This window comes from Dactylosporangium sp. McL0621 (assembly GCF_049995355.1).
In the GTDB taxonomy this organism is placed as follows: domain Bacteria; phylum Actinomycetota; class Actinomycetes; order Mycobacteriales; family Micromonosporaceae; genus Dactylosporangium.
This window is the reverse complement of sequence record NZ_CP188259.1, coordinates 9,741,774-9,758,151: the sequence shown is the minus strand read 5'-3', so window position 1 is coordinate 9,758,151 and position 16,378 is coordinate 9,741,774. Positions and strand designations below refer to the sequence as shown.

The following is a 16,378-nucleotide window of genomic DNA, read 5'->3' as shown; positions in this document are numbered from 1 at the left end:
TCTCCATCATGCCCCTCGATGCCCAACCGCGCCGTCTATGCTTCGGCGGTGGTCGACTTCGACGTGCTGGTGCTGGGGGGAGCGGGCGTGGACACCATCGTCCGCGTGCCCGAGCTCGCCCTGCCCGACAGCGACAACCTGCCGGTGCCGCCGATCCGCGACTACGTCGCCCACTCCGGCAACGGCGTGGCGCTCGGGTTCCACGCGCTGGGCCTGCGCACCCGGTTCGCCGACGTGCTCGGCGACGACGAGCAGGGCGCGCTGATCCGGGCCCGCCACGCGGTGCTCGGCCTCGACGGTGTCTTCATCCCGGCGCCGAACGGCACCCCGCGCAGCGTGAACCTCGTCGACGCGGCCGGGCGCCGGTTCTCCTTCTTCGACGGGCGCCACCCGGACGGGTACGTCTTCCCGGAGGACTTCTACCTCCCGCTGGTCGAGAGGGCGGCCCACGTGCACGTCGCCACCCAGCGCACGCCCGCCGTCTGGGCGGCCGCCCGCGAGCTGGGCATCTCGACCTCGACGGACGTGCACGCCTGGGACGGCGAGGCCGGCTGGGCGTGGCCGATGGCGGGCGAGGCGGACCTCGTGTTCCTCTCCTCGGCGGCGGTACCCGACCGGATCGACGACGTCATGCGCCGCATCCTCACCGAGGGCCGCGCCTCGGTCGTGGTGGCCACCGAGGGCGAGGCCGGATGCCGGGTGCTCGCCGAGTGGTCGGGCCCGGCGCCGCTGCGCTTCCCCGTCGCGGCGCTGGAGCGGCCCGCCGTCGACTCCAACGGCGCCGGCGACGCGTTCAGCACCGCCTTCATGAGCCGCTGGCTGCACGGGCGCCCGCTGCCCGAGTGCGCGCTCGCGGGCGCCGTGTCCGGCGCGTTCGCCTGCGGCGCCGAGGGCACCCACCAGGAGCTCATCGCCGAGGCCGACCTGGCCGCCGCGATGGCCCGGGCGGCGCCGTCCTGGGGCCCGCGCTTGTCGGATTAGCGTCGTTCTGTTGGAATTCCGCGGGTGAACGCGATCCTCGGGGGAATGTGGCGGGCATATCTGCGGCGTGTGGTGCGGCTGGGGTTCGCGGCGGCGATCGTGGTCGGCGTCCTGACGGCCGAGAGCAGCATGTGGCTGCGGACGGCGGCCGACGGGCACATCTTCACCGTCGCCGACGTGCCGGCGGCCCCGGTCGTCATGGTGCTCGGCGCCCAGGTGTACGACGACGGGACGCCCTCGCCCTTCCTGGAGGCGCGGCTGGAGCTCGCGCGGCAGCTGTACGCCGCGGGCAAGGTCAAGGCGATCCTGGTCTCCGGCGACCACATGGACTGGGGGTACGACGAGCCCGGCAACATGTGGCTGTGGCTCAACGCCCACGGCGTCCCGGCCGGCCGGATCATCGAGGACCACGCGGGCTTCGACACGTACGACTCCTGCGCCCGGGCCAAGCGCGTCTTCGGCGTCGACAAGATGATCATCGTCACCCAGGCGTTCCACCTGGAGCGCGCCGTGACGCTGTGCCGCCATCTCGGCGTGGACGCGACGGGCGTGGGCGACACGACGATGGCCCGCTTCCGGGCGCCGTGGCTGCAGGCCTCGGCGCGCGAGTACGGCGCGGCGGACAAGGCCGCGTGGGACGTGCTGTCGGGGCGCGACCCGGTGTTCCTCGGCCGGCCCGAGACCTCGGTGCGGGAAGCCCTCGACCAGGGCTGATCCGTGCCCGGTTTCGCCCCCGTCTTCGGGGTTCGCCGCCGACAGGGGATGATCGGGGGCATGACCTCGTTGCTGGGCGTTGCCTCACCCGTGATCGCCGCCCCCATGGCCGGCGGCCCGACGACCACGGCCCTGGTGACGGCGGCCGCCCGCGCCGACAGCCTGGGTTTCCTGGCCGCGGGCTACCGGACCGCGGCGGACCTGGCCGCCCAGCTGGACGAGGTGGACGGGCCTTACGGCGTGAACGTCTTCGCCCCGAACCCGGTCCCGGTCGACCCCGCCGAGTTCCGCGCCTACGCCCGGATCCTGCAGCGCGAGGCCGACGCCTACGGCCTGGACCTGGCGAACGCCGAGATCACCGAGCACGACGACGACTGGTCGGCGAAGATCGACCTGCTCCTGTCCCGCCCGGTCCCGCTGGTCTCCTTCACGTTCGCCCTGCCCCCGGCGGCCACGGTGGCCGCACTGCGCCGGGCCGGCACCGTGGTCCTGCAGACCGTGACGTCCACCGCGGAGGCCCGCGCCGCCGCCGAGCTGGGCTTCGACGGCCTGATCGTGCAGTCCTCGGAGGCCGGCGCGCACTCGGGCACCTTCACGCCGACGATCATCCCGCGCGACGTGCCGCTCACGGACCTGGTGCGCGCCGTCCAGGGCGTGGTCGACCTCCCCGTGATCGCCGCGGGCGGCGTGGGCACCGCCGACGACGTGGTCGCCACCCTGGAGGCGGGCGCCGAGGCCGTGATGGTCGGCACCGCCCTGCTGCGCACGGACGAGAGCGGCGCGTCGGCGGTACACAAGGCGACGCTGGCCGAGGCGGCCACCCGCGCCGTCCGCGCCGAGGCCGGCGACGAGAGCGCCCGGGACGACGCCGGCGACGGGCTCGTCGGGACGGGGATCTGGTCCACCGTGGACACCGTGATCACGCGGGCGTTCAGCGGCCGGCCCGCGCGGGCCCTGCGCAACGGCTTCGTCGACCGCCACGACGGCGAGGCGCCCTCGGGCTACCCCGCGGTGCACTACCTCACGACCCCGCTGCGCCGGGCCGCCGCGCGGGCGAACGACGCCGACCGGGTCAACCTGTGGGCCGGGACCGGCTTCCGCTTCGCCACGGACGGTCCCGCCGCCGACGTCCTCCGGCGGCTCGCCAGCCGGGCCTGACCGTCACGAGGCCAGGCCGCGCTCGAAGGCGTAGCGGACGGCCTGGGCGCGGTCGCGCACGCCGATCTTCGCGAACAGGCGGTTGATGTGCGACTTCACCGTGACCTCGGTGACGTACAGGCGCTCGGCGATCTCGCGGTTCGACAGGCCCGCGGCGATCAGGCTCAGCACCTCGGTCTCGCGGGCGGTCAGGCCCTCCGCGACGGGCGGGGGCGGGGCCGCGGACGAGGACTGCACGGCCGCGGCCAGGAGGCGCTGCTGCACCTTCGGGTCCAGCACCGACTGGCCCGCCGCGGCTGCGCGGATGGCCTGGGCGATCTGGACCCGGCCCGCGTCCTTCGTCAGGTAGCCCAGGGCGCCCGCCTGCAGGGCCGTCAGGATGTCGTCGTCGTCGGCGAACGTCGTCAGGACCACCACCCGGGTCTCGGGGTGCGCGGCGCGGATCGCGCCCGTGGCCGCCACGCCATCCATGCGCGGCATGCGCAGGTCCATCAGCACCACGTCCGGGCTGTGCCGCGCCACCAGCTCCAGCGCCGTCTCGCCGTCCGCGGCCTCGCCCACCACCTCGACGTCGTCGAGCAGGCTCAGCATCAGGGCCAGCCCCTCCCGCACGGCGGTCTGATCGTCGGCCACCACAACCCGGATGCTCATCCGGGCATCCTCACATCCACCAGCCAGCCGTCGTCCGACGGCCCGGCCGCGAACGCCCCGCCGGCGAGCTCGGCGCGCTCGCGCAGGCCGGTCAGGCCGTACCCGGACGACAACCCCGTCGTCGGCGGCCCGGCCGGGCCGTGGTTGCGCACGGTGAGGCGGATCTCGGTCTTGCCGTACTCGAGCCGGACGTCGACCGAGCTGCCCGGCGCGTGCTTGCGGACGTTCGTGAGCGCCTCCTGCGCGGAACGGTACAGCGCCAGGCCCGTCTCGGCGGTCACGTCGCGCGGCTCGCCCAGCAGCGCGAAGTCCGCGTCGGCGGTGAGCTCGCGCAGCAGCTCCGGCAGCGGCACGGGATCGCCGCGCAGGGCGCTCACGGCGCGCCGCGTCTCGGTGAGGCCGTCGCGGGCCAGGCGACCGGCGCGGTCGACGATCACCGCGGCGTCCGCGGCCCGGTCGCGCTCCAGCAGCGCGGCCGCCGTCTCCAGCTGCAGGGACAGGGCGGAGAGGGAGTGGGCGAGCACGTCGTGGATCTCGCGGGCCAGCCTCGCCCGCTCGGCCAGCGCGGCCGCCTTGGCCTGCTCGCCGGCCAGGAGCTCGTTCTGCTCGGCGCGGGCCTCGCGCTCGCGGCGGACGTTGCCCAGCAGGAACAGCAGGAGCATCGCGCCGGCCCAGATGACTATCGACTCCAGCGGGGAGCCGGCGATCGTGTGCGCGACGACCAGCAGGACCGCGCCGGCGCCGGTGAGCACCGCGGCGGTCGTCAGCGGCAGCGACGCGCACGCGATGGTGACCCCGGCGAGGGCGAAGACGGCGCCGTAGCCGCCCGGGCGGGCCAGGGTCAGCTCGAACCCGGCCAGCATGGAGGCGGCGATGGTGTACGGCTGCCAGCGCGGGGCCCCGAACCGCAGCGTCATCGCGGTCCACGCCGCCCCGCCGAACACGATGCCGGCGAGCAGGGCGAGGCCCCGGCCGGAGAGCCCGGGCCGGGGTTCGTCCTGGAACATCGCGATGACCACGATCGTCAGGATGATCAGGGAGCGCAGCTGGCGGTACCGGGCGACGCGGCGCGCGGTGACGAACTCGAACACCGGACCAGTCTGCGCCATGCTCAGACCCGGCCGATGAAGTCACCGCGGCGGGCGGCCCGCCGGGCGCCCTGCGGTGCGAACGGGGCGCCGGTGGCGATGGCGCGCCGGCCGACGATCGCGGCCTCGCCGAGGAAGCTCAGGCCGAGCACGAGCAGCAGGCCGGCCGAGAGCACCGCGGCGTCGGCGTGCAGGGAGCGCCCGGCGAGCGTCTGGCCGACCCGCAGCACGATGAGGGCGACCCACACGCCGATGGTGACGAGCGTGTAGCGGTACCACACGTGGCCCTGCTGCACGAACACCTTCACGGTCAGGCCCCGCACGATGCCGCCGATCACCGCGAGCACCGCCCCGGCGCCGAGCACCGCGCCGTCGATGACCGGGTGCTTGGCCGCGGTGGCGAAGTCGACCTGCGCGAGGGTGTAGCCGCCGGCGACGATGAGCAGCAGCGGCGGGACGATCAGGCGCCGGGCCTCGAGCGGCTCCCCGATGTACCGGCGGACCATGAGCAGGACGATGACGGCGACGGCGATCAGCAGCGTGGTCGTGTTCATGGCGAGAACGGTATTGATCGGCGTCCGCGAGCGCCGCCACCCACGGGTGGAGCCCCGGGTGGAGATTAGTATCCAACCCGTGGCGGAGTGGATCATCCAGGAGCGGCCGTGGGACGACCCGGCCGGGGCGGCCCTGCGGGCCGAGCAGGTGGCGGAGCTCGACGCGCGGTACGGCGGCGAGGAGCACGAACCCGGCGCCGCCCCGAGCGCGGACGACGTCGACGTCTTCCTGGTCGCCGAGCGCGACGGCGCGCCGGTCGGCTGCGGGGCGCTGCGGCGGCTGGACGGTTCCAGCGCCGAGATCAAGCGGATGTACGTCACCCCGCCCGCCCGCGGCACCGGTGTCGCCACGGCGCTGCTGCGCGCCCTCGAACGCCACGCGGCCGGGCGCGGCTGGCCGCGGCTGCGCCTGGAGACCGGCACCGAGCAGCCCGACGCGCGGCGGTTCTACGAGCGGGAGGGGTACCGCCAGATCCCGCTCTTCGGGGTTTACCAGGGCTCCGAGCTGTCCGTCTGTTACGAGCGCACGATCAGCTGAGCCCGGGCCAGCGCGCGGGCGTGGTGCAGCTCGCCGGCCCGCCGCAGCGCCGCATCGGCCCAGGTGGTGTCGCCGGTCGCCAGGGCCCGCAGGCGGAGCAGGTCCGGCTCGGCGAACGCGCTCTGCCCGGTCAGCCCGGCCTCGAGCGCGGCGGTCGCGACCGCGGCGGCCTCGTCGCGCCGGTCGAGCGCGAGCAGGGCGTCGGCGTAGAGGGCCTCGAGCCGCCCGAAGCGGCGCATGGCGTCGCCGAGGTGCTCGCGCGCGGCGGCCATCCGCGCGAGCCCGGCCGGGTCGCCGGTGCGCACCTCCGCCCAGCCCAGCACCAGCCCGGCGAGGCTGCGGTACTCCCGGTGCCCGCCCCGCTCCGCCAGCCCGAGGGTGTCCCGGGCCGCCGCCGCGGCCGCCTCGGGATCGTCGCGGTCGGCGGCCACGACGGCGGTGAAATGCGCGACGTACATGTCCAGGAACAGCTCGCCGACCCGCGCCGCCCGCGCCCGGGCCGCGCGGAGGTGGGCCTGGGCCGTGTCGTCGTCGCCGAGCATGCCGCAGGCGATCGCGGCCGGGGCCAGCGCGCCGATGACCGGGTCCCAGTTGACGATCGGGAACACCGGCAGGTCGCCGCCGGGCAGCGCGTCGAGCGCGTTCTCGAAGTGCGCGTAGGCCCGCGGCAGGTCCGGCACGGTCAGCGCGGCGTGGCCCTCGTGCACCTCGGCGACGACCGCGGCCCACGGGTCGGCGGGGCCGTGCGCGGGGGAGCGGGCGACCGACACGGCCCGCCGGACATCGCCGGCGGCGGTGTGGAAGGAGGCGTACCCCCACAGCGCCGGCAGCACGTCGAGCACCGGCCGTCCCCGCAGGCGCAGCAGCAGCGGCTCCATGGCGGCGTACTGCTCGGCGGCGACCGGCGCCAGGTACCCGTCGCTGGCCTGGCGCATGTACGCCAGCCGGATGCGCAGGTCGAGCTCGGCGACGTCGCGCCGCTCGCCCGCCGGGGCGCGGCGCAACAGCTCCAGGCCCTCGTCGAGCAGCTCCGAGGCCTGCTCGTGCGCGGTGCGGTCGTACGCCTCGCGGGCCGCCGCGGCCAGGGCCGGCACCACGTCGTAGGGCGAGAGCACCGGCAGCGCGGCCCGCAGGTGCCCGGCCAGCTGGGCCGCGGTGCCGAGGCCGGTGTCGCGCAGCGCCTGGGCGGCCCGGGCGTGCAGCCGGGCCCGGCGCAGCGGCCCCTGGTCCTGGTACGCGGTCTGGCGCACCAGATCGTGGGAGAACCGCAGCAGGCCGGGGTCGTCGGTGGCGGTCAGCAGCCCGGCGACGACGGCGGTGTCGAGCGTGTCGAACAGGTCCAGCTCGTCGATCTGCACGACGTCGCGCAGCACCGGCACGGCCACGTCGCGCCCGAGCACCGCGGCGACCGCGAGCACGGCGTTTACCTGGCCGGGGAGCTTCGCCAGCCGGCGGCGGAGCACCTCCTGGACCCGCACCGGCACGTGCTCGGGCGACAGGGTGTGCTCGGCGACGAGCACGCGCAGCAGCTCGACGACGAAGAACGGGTTGCCGCCGGTGCGGTCGGCCAGCATGTCGACGGTCGCCTCGGGTACCTCGCCGCCGGTGACCGAGCGCGCCAGCGCGGCGATGCCGTCGGGGCCGAGGCCGTCCAGCGGCATCCGGACCGCGGCCGGGCCGGCGACCAGCTCGGCGAGCACGCCGGCGAGGGGCGCGTCGGGGGCCAGCTCGGCCTCCCGGTACCCGACGGCCAGCAGCACCCGGCGGCCCCGCAGCGCCTTGGCGAACATGGTGAGCAGCACCGTGGAGGGCGCGTCGAGCCAGTGGGCGTCGTCGAGTACCAGCACCAGCGGCACGTTCCCGGCGAGCCGGCCGAGGCCGTCGACGATGCCGCGCAGCAGCCGGGAGCGCGCCATCTCGGGGTCGGCGATCCGCTCGGCGGCCGGCAGGGCCAGCACGTCGGCGAGGGTGGGGTCGAGGACGGCGGGCAGGTTGCCGTAGGGCGCGAAGGCCTCGGCCAGGGCGGCGGCCGCGGGCTCGCTGCTCGCGATGGCGCACAGGATCTGGGCCCAGGGCAGGAACACGGGCGGCGCCTCGCCGTCGACGCCGGAGCCGGCGCCGACGAAGCCCCGGGCGCGGGCGGCGACCTCGCGCAGCAGGGCCGACTTGCCGATGCCGGGGCTGCCGGAGACGAGGAGCAGCCGGCCGTGGCCCGCGGCGGCCTCGGCGAGGAGGCGGTCGACGGTGCGCAGCTCGGGGTCGCGGCCGACGAGCTCGTCATCGTCGTCGATTTCTGACATGCTCCGCGTATCGGAAATGTCCGTAACGCCCGGAGGAAAGGGCGACGCGGTGAGGGGTTCCGCGGTGGCGATGGCGGTGACGGCAGGAGTGGTGGTGGGCGCGGCTGGGGCTGCGGCGGGAGCGGTGGTGGCGGCGGAGGGCGGGGTGGCGAAGGTGGCGGGCGCGGCGGCGGGTGCCGTGGAGGTGGCGGTGGCCGAGGCGGTCGGCGCGGCGGTGGGTGCCGCAGCGGATGGCGTGGCCGCCGCGGTGGGTGCCGCAGTGGGTGGCGTGGCCGCCGCGGTGGTGGGTGCCGCTTCCAGGTGCGGGGCCTGGCGCAGGATCTCCTGGGCCAGCTGCTGCAGCGCCGGCCCGGGCTCGATGCCCAGCTCCTCCGTGAGGCCGCGGCGCGCGCGGGCGTACGCCGACATCGCGTCCGCCTGCCGGCCGCCGCGGTACAGCGCCAGCATGAGCTGCCCCCACAGCCGCTCCCGGTAGGGGGCCTCGGCCAGGGCGGACTCGGTGCGGTACACCACCTCGGGCGCGCGGCCGAGGGCGAGCAGGGCGTCCGAGTGCCGTTCGATCGCGGTCAGCCGCAGTTCGACCAGGCGGCTGCGTTCGGCGCGGGCCAGGGCCGACTCGCCGAGCTCCGGCAGCGGGTCGCCGCGCCAGAGGTCCAGGGCCTCGCTCAGCGCCGGCAGGACCTCCGCGGGCTCGCCGGTGCGCTCCACGGCGGCGGCGAAGCGGGCGGCGTCGACGGACTCGGCCGGCACCTGCAGCACGTAGCCGGGCGAGCGGCTGACCAGCACCGCCGAGCGGTCCCGGGCGGTGCGGCCGGGCTCGAGGGCGCGGCGCAGGCGGGAGACGTACGCCTGCAGGGACGCGATCGCGCGCTCCGGCGGCTCGTCGGCCCACAGTTCGTCGATGAGGCGCTGCACGGAGACGACCCGGCCGGGCTGGGTGGCGAGCATCGCCAGCACGGCGCGCTGCTTCGGGGTGCCGGTGTCGACCGGGGCGCCGGCGTTTTCGACCTCGAGCGGGCCCAGGATGCGGAACTGCAGCATGCGGGCCCCCGATCCTGACGTGCGCCGCGCCGAGCCTACGGGCCGGTCCGGCGCACGGGGAGCCCGCGGGCTCGATGAGCACCTGAACGGCGCGGCCGCGGCGCCCACCCGGCGCGGCAAGTCCAACCAAACGGGGTGTTGCAGAATGGGCGGCGTGAAGGTGCTCGGCACGACGATGCACTGCCTGGACACCGGTGGGGACGGCCCGCCCGTGCTCTTCCTGCACGGCAACCCGACCTCGTCGCAGCTGTGGAGCGGGGTGCTCGAGCACGCCGACCTCGGCGGGCGGCGGGCGGTGGCGCCCGACCTGATCGGCATGGGGCGGTCCGGCCGGCCCGACCTGGAGTACCGCCTCGCCGACCACGTCGAGCACGTCGACGCGCTGCTCGACGCGCTCGGGCTCGAGCGGCCGGTGCTGGTCGGGCACGACTGGGGCGTGGCGATCGGCATGGAGCTGCTGCGGCGCCGGCCGCAGGAGATCCGGGGCTTCGCGTTCATGGAGGGCCACCTGCGCCCGCTCGCCGGGTGGGAGGAGTTCGACGAGGGCGGCCGGGAGGTGTTCCGCCGGCTGCGCACCCGGGGCGAGGGCGAGCGGATGGTGCTCGACGAGAACTTCTTCATCGAGGCCGTCGCGCCGCAGTACGGCGAGCACTACCCGGACGCGCGCTCCCGCCGGCCGCTGCTGCAGTGGGCCCGGGAGATCCCGATCGCGGGCGAGCCCGCCGACACGGTCGCGCTCATGGCCGCCGGCTGGGCGCACCTGCGGGAGAGCCCGGTGCCGAAGCTGCTCGTGCACGGCTCGCCGGGCGTGGTCGTGACCGCCGAGCGGGTCGCGCTGTGCCGGGCCGAGCTGCCCGCGCTCACCGTCGCCGGCGTGGGCGACGCGGGGCACTTCCTGCCCGCGGACGCGCCGGAGGCGGTTGCCCGGGCGCTGGGCGACTGGCTCCGTACATTTGACGAATGAGCGCAGTGGAAGAGATCGGGCGGGCCGGCTACGTCCGCCTGACCACGTATCGCAAGGACGGCACTCCGGTCGCGACGCCGGTGTGGCACGCGCTGCACGACGGCGAGGTGTTCATCGTGTCCAACCTCGACGCCTGGAAGGTCAAGCGCATCCGCAACAACGGGCAGGTCGAGCTCACCCCGTGCAACGTGCGCGGCACGGTGAAGCCGGGGGCGCCGACGGCGTCCGGCACCGCGCGGCTGCTCGACGAGGCGGGCACGGCGCAGGCGCGGCGGTACATCGCCGGGAAGTATTTCCTGTCCCGGGCCGGCAACTTCTTCGCGCGGGTGCTGCGCCTGCGCAAGCCGCCGGTCATCGGGATCGCGGTGACGATATGAAGAAGGGCCCGGGCGACGCGCGGCCCGGGCCCCTCCTTCAGAGACTGCTCAGCTCAGCGTGACGGCCGTGTCGTCGATGACGAACGAGGTCTGCAGCGAGGAGTCCTCGGTGCCGCTGAACTTGATCGTGACCGTCTGGCCCGCCAGAGCGCTGATGCTGTAGCTCTTGAGCTGGTAGCCGGAGGCCTTGTTGAGGTTCGACAGCGTGGCCACGGTCGTCGAGCCGGCCGTGATGGTCAGCTTGTCGTAGGCCACACTGGTGGTCGTCTCGGCCGTGTCGATGTGGACGTAGAACGAGAGCGTCGCTGTACATCCGGCCGGGATGGTCACCGATTGCTGAATCGCCTCGGTGTGGGTCGAGCCGTACCCGTCGAGCCACGAGCTGTAGGTGCCGCCGTGCGCGGCCTCGCCCGAGCTGGCCCACTGGCCGATGCTGCCCGTGGTGCCGGTCCACGACGTCGCGCCGGACTCGAAGCCGGGGTTCGCCAGCTTCTGGCCGGAGCAGCCGCCGGTGGGCGGCGTGGTGGTCGGACCACCGGTGGTGGGCGGCGGCGTGGTGCCGCCGGTGCAGGTCGGGTCGGCCGACTGCGCCGGCACGGACACCGCGTCCCACGCGGCCTTGACCGTGTTGAACTGGGTGCAGCTGCCCGGGAACAGGTTCTTCGCCGCGGTCAGCGTCCAGGTGCGGTACTTCAGGTACGACGACGACGAGGTCTTCATCAGCATCGCGTTGTACATGATCTTGATGGCGTTCTGGATGCCCAGCGGGTTGGTGACCGTCGAGCCGTTGCAGGTCGAGCTCGCGGGCTGACCGTTGCCGGACGAACCCTGCGCCATCAGGTAGAACCAGTGGTTACCCGGGCCGGCGGCCGCGTGGACCTCCTCCGACGGGATGCTGCTGGAGTAGCAGTTGTCGTCGCCGAGGGCCGACGGGTTGTACATGTTGCGGATCGGGCCGCTGCCGACGAGGTTGACCTCCTCGCCGACCAGGTAGTCCGGCGGGTCGTTCGGGTTGTTCGCGAACCACTCGGTGGCCGCGCCGAACGTGTCCGCGACGAACTCCTGGGTGTTGCCGTTCGAGATACCGCCCGGCGTGTGGTCGTCGATGCCGTGGCCGTTCTCGTGGCCGACGACGTCGGCGGAGGCGATCCACTGACCGGCGGTGTTCTTGCCGATCTGGACCTGGGTGCCGTCGTAGTACGCGTTCTGGTCGTTCAGGCCGACACGCAGCGGCCAGCCGCCGCCGGAGCCGTCGAAGCCGTTGCGGCCGAGCCACGAGGACAGCATCGAGATTTCCTTCTGCGCGACGTAGAGCGCGTCGACGCAGCCGGTCTCCCGGTTGGTGCCGGTCCCGTTGCCCCACACGTCGTCGGTGCCGGAGAACGTGGTGTTGTTCGCCGCGTCCTGACACGACAGGCCCGTGATGGACGGGTCCTTCATGCTGTACGTGCTGCCCGACTGCGTGGTGTTGATCGTCACGGAGCCGTTGATCCAGCCGGTGCCGGTGCCGTCGACCACGTGCTCGGTGGACTTGAGCAGGGCGCCGGTGTTGGCGTCGACGTCGACGGTGAGCCGGCTGGCCCCCTCGGCGCCCGTGCCGGACAGCGTGGTCTCGTAGGCGAGCTTCGCCGACCCGTCGAGCGTGTACACGACCAGGCTGGTGCCCTCGACGTTGTTGACCGTCTTGAGCTGCTGCCGGGCGACCTTCTCGGCGGAGGCCGAGGTGATCGACGGGGTCGTCGAGATGTTGCCGATCGCCTTGGTCTGCGACACGGACGTGTACTGCGTCGCGCCGGCCTTGTCGGTGACGACGACGAAGTCACCGCCCCTGACGTGCAGGCCCTTGTAGGTACGGTCGTACGAGATGTACTTGGCGTTGCCCGAGGCCGTCACCGAGTTCTGCACGTAGCTTTCGTCGGAGCTGGGCTGGATCACGCTCGGCTTGCTCTTGACATACGAGTCGACCGACTGGGCGGCGGCGGCGTTGGACACCTCGACGGCGTCCGTGGAGGCCGAGGCGTTGGTGGCTTGAATGGCCGCGGCCGTGCCGGCTGTGACCAGCCCGACCGCGAACACACCGGCCGCTGTAGCGAACCGTGGGGAGAGCTTCAAGGGTGCCTTCTTTCAGCAACGACCCAAACCCACCGGGGAATGTTTGACGGGGCAGGCCGGAACCAATGGAGGTCACGCCGCGTCGAAGCGTCTGAGGGCCGGTGTGCGCGCCGTACGGAGGCCCGCGTCGACATCGACTTGCGGCGATGCGAGGACGATCACACACTTCGGAAGAGTTGGACAAGGGTCGATGCCCTTTCGGCACCCTCGCCCCCACCCTGTACTTCGGGCAGCGAAACATCCCGGAAATCTCGCGCTCCGTAGATCGAACGCGGGCTTTACCGCTACTGCGGGTTAACTTTTAACTGTCTAACCGGATGGTAGGGTGCCCCGGTGGAGCCGGAGCCGATCGACGCGGTGGCCGCCGTCGTCTCGGCATCCGGGATCGCGAGCCGCCGATTGCGCGATCTGATCATGGCGCTCGCCGGCGGGCCCGCCACCCTCGACGACCTCGTCCGCGATCATGCCGTCCCCCGCCGCACCGCCGAGGCGCTCCTGCGTGCGGCCGGCGCGGACCTGCGCAGCGAGCGCGGCAGGGTGTCCCTGGAGCCGTCGATCCGGCAGCGGTACCACGAACGCTTCGCCGTCGCCGCCGAGGCCGACGTCACCGGGATGGCCGAGCTCATCGCCGGCGCGCCCCGTCCCGACCAGGCCCTCGACCACGTCTCCGCCACCGCCGCCACCGCCGAGCGCCGCGCCCGGTGGCTGGCCCGCACCTATGACCTGGCCGGCGCCCGGCTCGTGTGCATCGGCGACCACGACCTCACCTCGCTCGCCGTGCGCAAGGCGCTGCCCGGCACCGAGGTCACCGTCGTCGACGTCGACGAGCGGCTCCTCGAGTACATCGACGGCCAGGGCGCGGGCATCGCCTGCTACCACGCCGACCTGCGCTTCGGCCTGCCGCCGGCGGTCGCCGGCACCGCCGACGTCGTCTTCACCGACCCGCCGTACACGCCCGAGGGCGTGCAGCTCTTCCTCGGCCGCGGCGCCCAGGCGCTGCGCGACCGCACCAACGGGCGGCTCGTCATGGCGTACGGCTTCAGCCCCCTGACCCCCGCCCTCGGCCTGAAGGTGCAGCGGGCCGTGCTCGACCTCGACCTGGTCATCGAGGCGATGCTGCCGGCCTTCAACCGGTACCACGGCGCCCAGGCCGTCGGCAGCGCCAGCGATCTCTACGTCTGCCGCCCGACCACGCACACCTGGCAGGTCCTCGACCGCCGCCTCGACAAGCTCGCCGGCTCGGCCAACATCTACACCCACGGCGAGCAGTCGCTCGAGGGGGCGGCGGCCCGGGGCCCGGCCCGCATCCTCGGCGGCGGCCCGCTCCAGGCGGACGAGCTCACCGTCGACCTCGCCGGCGACCCCGGCCCGTGGCTGGCCCGGGTGCTGCTCGCGCTGAACGTCCCGCGGGTCACGCTGCTCGTCGCCAACAACCACCCCGACCTGCGCGACGAGTCGGCCCAGGCCGCGCTGCGGGAACTGGTCGGGGCCAAGTACGACCTGCGCCTGCGCCGCAGCACGCCCGGCCCGAAGCAGGCGATCGTGGAGGCGGAACTGCGCCCGGCCGGGGGCGTCGCCGGATGGCTGCTCACGCACGTCCATGGCAAGATCGGCAATGTGCTGCGCGACGCGCTGATCCGTGCCGACCCGAGTCTGACCAGGGCCGCCGCCCAGGAGCGGGCGGCCGAGCTCGTCGGGCGCCCCGAGTACCTCGACGCGCGGCTGATCGACCTGCCCCGCCACCTGATCGTGCCGCTCTTGGCGTGAGTGGTCCGGAGCGGAGGGGCCACTCACCGTGGGCACAGGGTTGTCGCGCTGGCGCCGGAGCTTGCGGAGGCGTCGGCGTGAGTGGTCCGGAGCGCAGCGGAGGGGCCACTCACCGTGGGCACAGGGTTGTCGCGCTGGCGCCGGAGCTTGCGGAGGCGTCGGCGTGAGCGATGCCCTCTGGCGGAGCCGCGACTTCGCCGTGTTCATGGGCGTGCAGACGCTGTCGGCGTTCGGCGACGCGTGCACGTTCGCGGCCGTCCCGCTGCTCATGCGCACCGGGACCGTCTCGATCACCGACCTCGGCTGGATTCGCGCCCTGTCGGCGGTGGCGACCCTGCTCGCCGGCGTCTTCGCGGGCGTGATCGCCGACCGCTTCGACCGGCGCCGCGTGCTGCGCCGGTGCGACCTGGCCCGGTTCGTGCTGCTCGGCGCCGTCCCGCTCGCGTGGCTGGCCGGGCCGCAACCGTGGCTGCTGTACCTCGTCCTGCCCGCCGCCGCCGTGTTCTCGATGGTCTTCCAGGTCACCTACGTGGCCGTGGTACCCGCACTGGTGCCCGCCGACCGCATCGCCGAGGCCAACGGGCTGCTGTACGGGGCGTACTCGGTCGCGTACCTGGCCGGCCCCGCCGTCGCCGGCCTCGTCTCCCAGGGCGCCGGCCCGGTCTACGCGATCGGCCTCGACGCGATCTCCTTCGCGCTCTCCGCGGCCGGGCTGTTCCTGGTGAAGCTGCGGGGGCCCGGATCCGCGGGCCCCGAGCGCGGCCTCGGCGCGGGGGTGCGGTTCATCCGCCGCCACCCGGTGATGCTGCCGCTGACCGTGCTCCTCGCGGTGCTGATCTTCTTCACGTCGAGCCTCAACGACGTGATCGTGTACCACCTCATGAGCGGGCTCGGGCAGCCGGACGCGGTCATCGGCCTGGTGCTGACGGCGGGGGTGCTCGGCTCCACGTTCGCCTCCGCCGCGGTCGCCCCGCTGCGCCGCCGGGCCGGCTTCGGGGCCACCTGGATCGGCGCGTTCGGCCTGTGCGGGCTGGTCGTGGCCGGGATCGGCCTCGCGACCGACGTGCCGCTCATCGCCGTGCTCGCGGCCGCGGTGACGCTGTGCACGGGCATCGCCGGGATCTCCTCGGTGTCGCTGCGCCAGGAGGTCAGCCCGGGCCACCTGCTCGGCCGGGTCACGGCGGCGTTCTGGACGCTGCAGCTCGTGCTCGCCCCGGCCGGCGACGCGGCGCTCACCTTCTCGGCGAAGCATCTCGGCGTACCGGTGACGCTCGGGGTGGCCGGCGCCGCCGTCACGGTGACCGCCCTGGCGGCCCTGTTCACCCCGATAGGCCGGCGAACAGCCGCTCCGCCGCCGCCCGCCACATAGCGACCAGGTCCGTGCCCGCCGGGTCGCGCAGCCACTGCAGCTGCAGCCCGTCCATCGTCGCCATGATCTGGTGGGCGAGCGCCTCCGGGTCGGCGCAGACCGGCGCGGCCAGCGCGGCGAGGGAGTCGAGCACGGTGCGCTGGCGGGCGGCGAAGTAGTCGTGCGCGGGATGGTCCGGGGCGAGGGACTCCGCGGCCAGCACCGCGAACAGGCGCACGATCTCCGGCTGGCCGGCGTTGCGGCGCACCAGCGCGGCGCACAGCTCGCGCAGGTCGCGCGGGTGCGGCTCGCCCACCTGGGCGGCGCCCGGGTCGCGCGGGTGCGGCTCGCCCACCTGGGCGGCGCCCGGGTCGCGCGGGTGCGGCTCGCCCACCTGGGCGGCGCCCGGGTCGCGCGGGTGCGGCTCGCCCACCTGGGCGGCGCCCGGGTCGCGCGGGTGCGGCTCGCCCACCTGGGCGGCGCCCGGGTCGCGCGGGTGCGGCTCGCCCACCTGGGCGGCGCCCGCGTCGCGCCGGTGCGGCTCGCCCACCGAGCGGGCGTCCTCGGCGTCGCGGTGCTCCAGCACGGCGACGAGCAGGCCGTCCTTCGAGCCGACGTGGTGCAGCAGCCCCGGCACGGTCAGCCCGCACTCGTCGGCCACGTCCTGCATCGACAGGCCCCAGAAGCCGCGTTCGGCGACCAGCGCCGTCGCCGCGGCGATGATCTGCTCGCGCCGCTGCCCGGCCGGCAGCCGCGAGCGCTCGCGCCGTGCCAACTCCCGCCAC

14 protein-coding genes are annotated in these 16,378 nt (G+C 74.5%); 8 read left to right on the top strand and 6 right to left on the bottom strand.

Annotated elements, in window-relative coordinates; genetic code table 11:
• Nucleotides 1-18 precede the first annotated feature (18 nt).
• The 3 genes from ACPPVO_RS46280 to ACPPVO_RS46270 are packed head-to-tail and all read left to right on the top strand — an operon-like array spanning nucleotide 19 to nucleotide 2,853.
• Nucleotides 19-981 carry a carbohydrate kinase family protein gene (locus ACPPVO_RS46280; protein ID WP_426505137.1) on the top strand — a complete coding sequence of 321 codons (963 nt, stop codon included), beginning with the start codon at nucleotides 19-21 and terminating at the stop codon, nucleotides 979-981.
• Nucleotides 982-1,005: 24 nt separating this feature from the next.
• Nucleotides 1,006-1,695: a SanA/YdcF family protein gene (locus tag ACPPVO_RS46275; RefSeq protein ID WP_426505135.1), complete on the top strand. Its 690-nt coding sequence runs from the start codon at nucleotides 1,006-1,008 to the stop codon at nucleotides 1,693-1,695.
• 60 nt (nucleotides 1,696-1,755) lie between these two features.
• The gene (locus ACPPVO_RS46270; RefSeq protein WP_426505133.1) at nucleotides 1,756-2,853 is read left to right on the top strand and encodes a nitronate monooxygenase; all 1,098 of its coding nucleotides are present in this window, start codon (nucleotides 1,756-1,758) and stop codon (nucleotides 2,851-2,853) included.
• Between the two features lie 3 nt (nucleotides 2,854-2,856).
• Here the strand turns inward: ACPPVO_RS46270 and ACPPVO_RS46265 are convergent, their stop codons facing one another.
• From ACPPVO_RS46265 to ACPPVO_RS46255, 3 genes are read right to left on the bottom strand one after another with little or no spacing between them, the layout of a single operon-like run.
• Nucleotides 2,857-3,504, bottom strand: a complete 648-nt coding sequence (locus tag ACPPVO_RS46265) for a response regulator (protein WP_426505131.1) — start codon at nucleotides 3,502-3,504, stop codon at nucleotides 2,857-2,859.
• Nucleotides 3,501-4,595, bottom strand: a complete 1,095-nt coding sequence (locus ACPPVO_RS46260) for a sensor histidine kinase (RefSeq protein ID WP_426505130.1) — start codon at nucleotides 4,593-4,595, stop codon at nucleotides 3,501-3,503. Before ACPPVO_RS46260 ends, ACPPVO_RS46265 begins: the two co-directional genes overlap by 4 nt.
• Before the next feature lie 20 nt (nucleotides 4,596-4,615).
• Nucleotides 4,616-5,146 (bottom strand): hypothetical protein, encoded by a 531-nt coding sequence (locus tag ACPPVO_RS46255; RefSeq protein WP_426505129.1) that lies wholly within the window; start codon nucleotides 5,144-5,146, stop codon nucleotides 4,616-4,618.
• 79 nt (nucleotides 5,147-5,225) lie between these two features.
• Here ACPPVO_RS46255 and ACPPVO_RS46250 point away from each other — a divergent pair, with 79 nt between their 5' ends.
• Complete coding sequence (locus tag ACPPVO_RS46250; RefSeq protein WP_426505128.1) at nucleotides 5,226-5,684, top strand: GNAT family N-acetyltransferase; 459 nt, start codon at nucleotides 5,226-5,228, stop codon at nucleotides 5,682-5,684.
• Here ACPPVO_RS46250 and ACPPVO_RS46245 read toward each other — a convergent pair.
• On the bottom strand, nucleotides 5,663-9,025 hold the full coding sequence (locus ACPPVO_RS46245) for a BTAD domain-containing putative transcriptional regulator (RefSeq protein ID WP_426505127.1): 3,363 nt from the start codon (nucleotides 9,023-9,025) through the stop codon (nucleotides 5,663-5,665). The two genes, ACPPVO_RS46250 and ACPPVO_RS46245, sit on opposite strands and share 22 nt — an antisense overlap.
• A 154-nt stretch (nucleotides 9,026-9,179) precedes the next feature.
• Between ACPPVO_RS46245 and ACPPVO_RS46240 the strand changes: the two genes are divergently transcribed.
• Both ACPPVO_RS46240 and ACPPVO_RS46235 read left to right on the top strand, forming a co-directional pair.
• The gene (locus tag ACPPVO_RS46240; RefSeq protein WP_426505125.1) at nucleotides 9,180-9,989 is read left to right on the top strand and encodes a haloalkane dehalogenase; all 810 of its coding nucleotides are present in this window, start codon (nucleotides 9,180-9,182) and stop codon (nucleotides 9,987-9,989) included.
• Nucleotides 9,986-10,366 carry a PPOX class F420-dependent oxidoreductase gene (locus ACPPVO_RS46235; RefSeq protein WP_426505123.1) on the top strand — a complete coding sequence of 127 codons (381 nt, stop codon included), beginning with the start codon at nucleotides 9,986-9,988 and terminating at the stop codon, nucleotides 10,364-10,366. Before ACPPVO_RS46240 ends, ACPPVO_RS46235 begins: the two co-directional genes overlap by 4 nt.
• A 48-nt stretch (nucleotides 10,367-10,414) precedes the next feature.
• On the opposite strand, the gene ACPPVO_RS46230 is transcribed toward ACPPVO_RS46235, so the two are convergent.
• Nucleotides 10,415-12,478 (bottom strand): M4 family metallopeptidase, encoded by a 2,064-nt coding sequence (locus ACPPVO_RS46230; protein ID WP_426505121.1) that lies wholly within the window; start codon nucleotides 12,476-12,478, stop codon nucleotides 10,415-10,417.
• A gap of 333 nt (nucleotides 12,479-12,811) precedes the next feature.
• Here ACPPVO_RS46230 and ACPPVO_RS46225 point away from each other — a divergent pair, with 333 nt between their 5' ends.
• Complete coding sequence (locus ACPPVO_RS46225) at nucleotides 12,812-14,245, top strand: bis-aminopropyl spermidine synthase family protein (RefSeq protein WP_426505119.1); 1,434 nt, start codon at nucleotides 12,812-12,814, stop codon at nucleotides 14,243-14,245.
• Nucleotides 14,246-14,408: 163 nt separating this feature from the next.
• Nucleotides 14,409-15,614, top strand: coding sequence for an MFS transporter (locus ACPPVO_RS46220; protein ID WP_426505117.1), 1,206 nt, complete (start codon nucleotides 14,409-14,411; stop codon nucleotides 15,612-15,614).
• On the opposite strand, the gene ACPPVO_RS46215 is transcribed toward ACPPVO_RS46220, so the two are convergent.
• Nucleotides 15,565-16,368, bottom strand: a complete 804-nt coding sequence (locus ACPPVO_RS46215; protein WP_426505115.1) for a TetR family transcriptional regulator — start codon at nucleotides 16,366-16,368, stop codon at nucleotides 15,565-15,567. The two genes, ACPPVO_RS46220 and ACPPVO_RS46215, sit on opposite strands and share 50 nt — an antisense overlap.
• Between the last annotated feature and the right edge of the window lie 10 nt (nucleotides 16,369-16,378).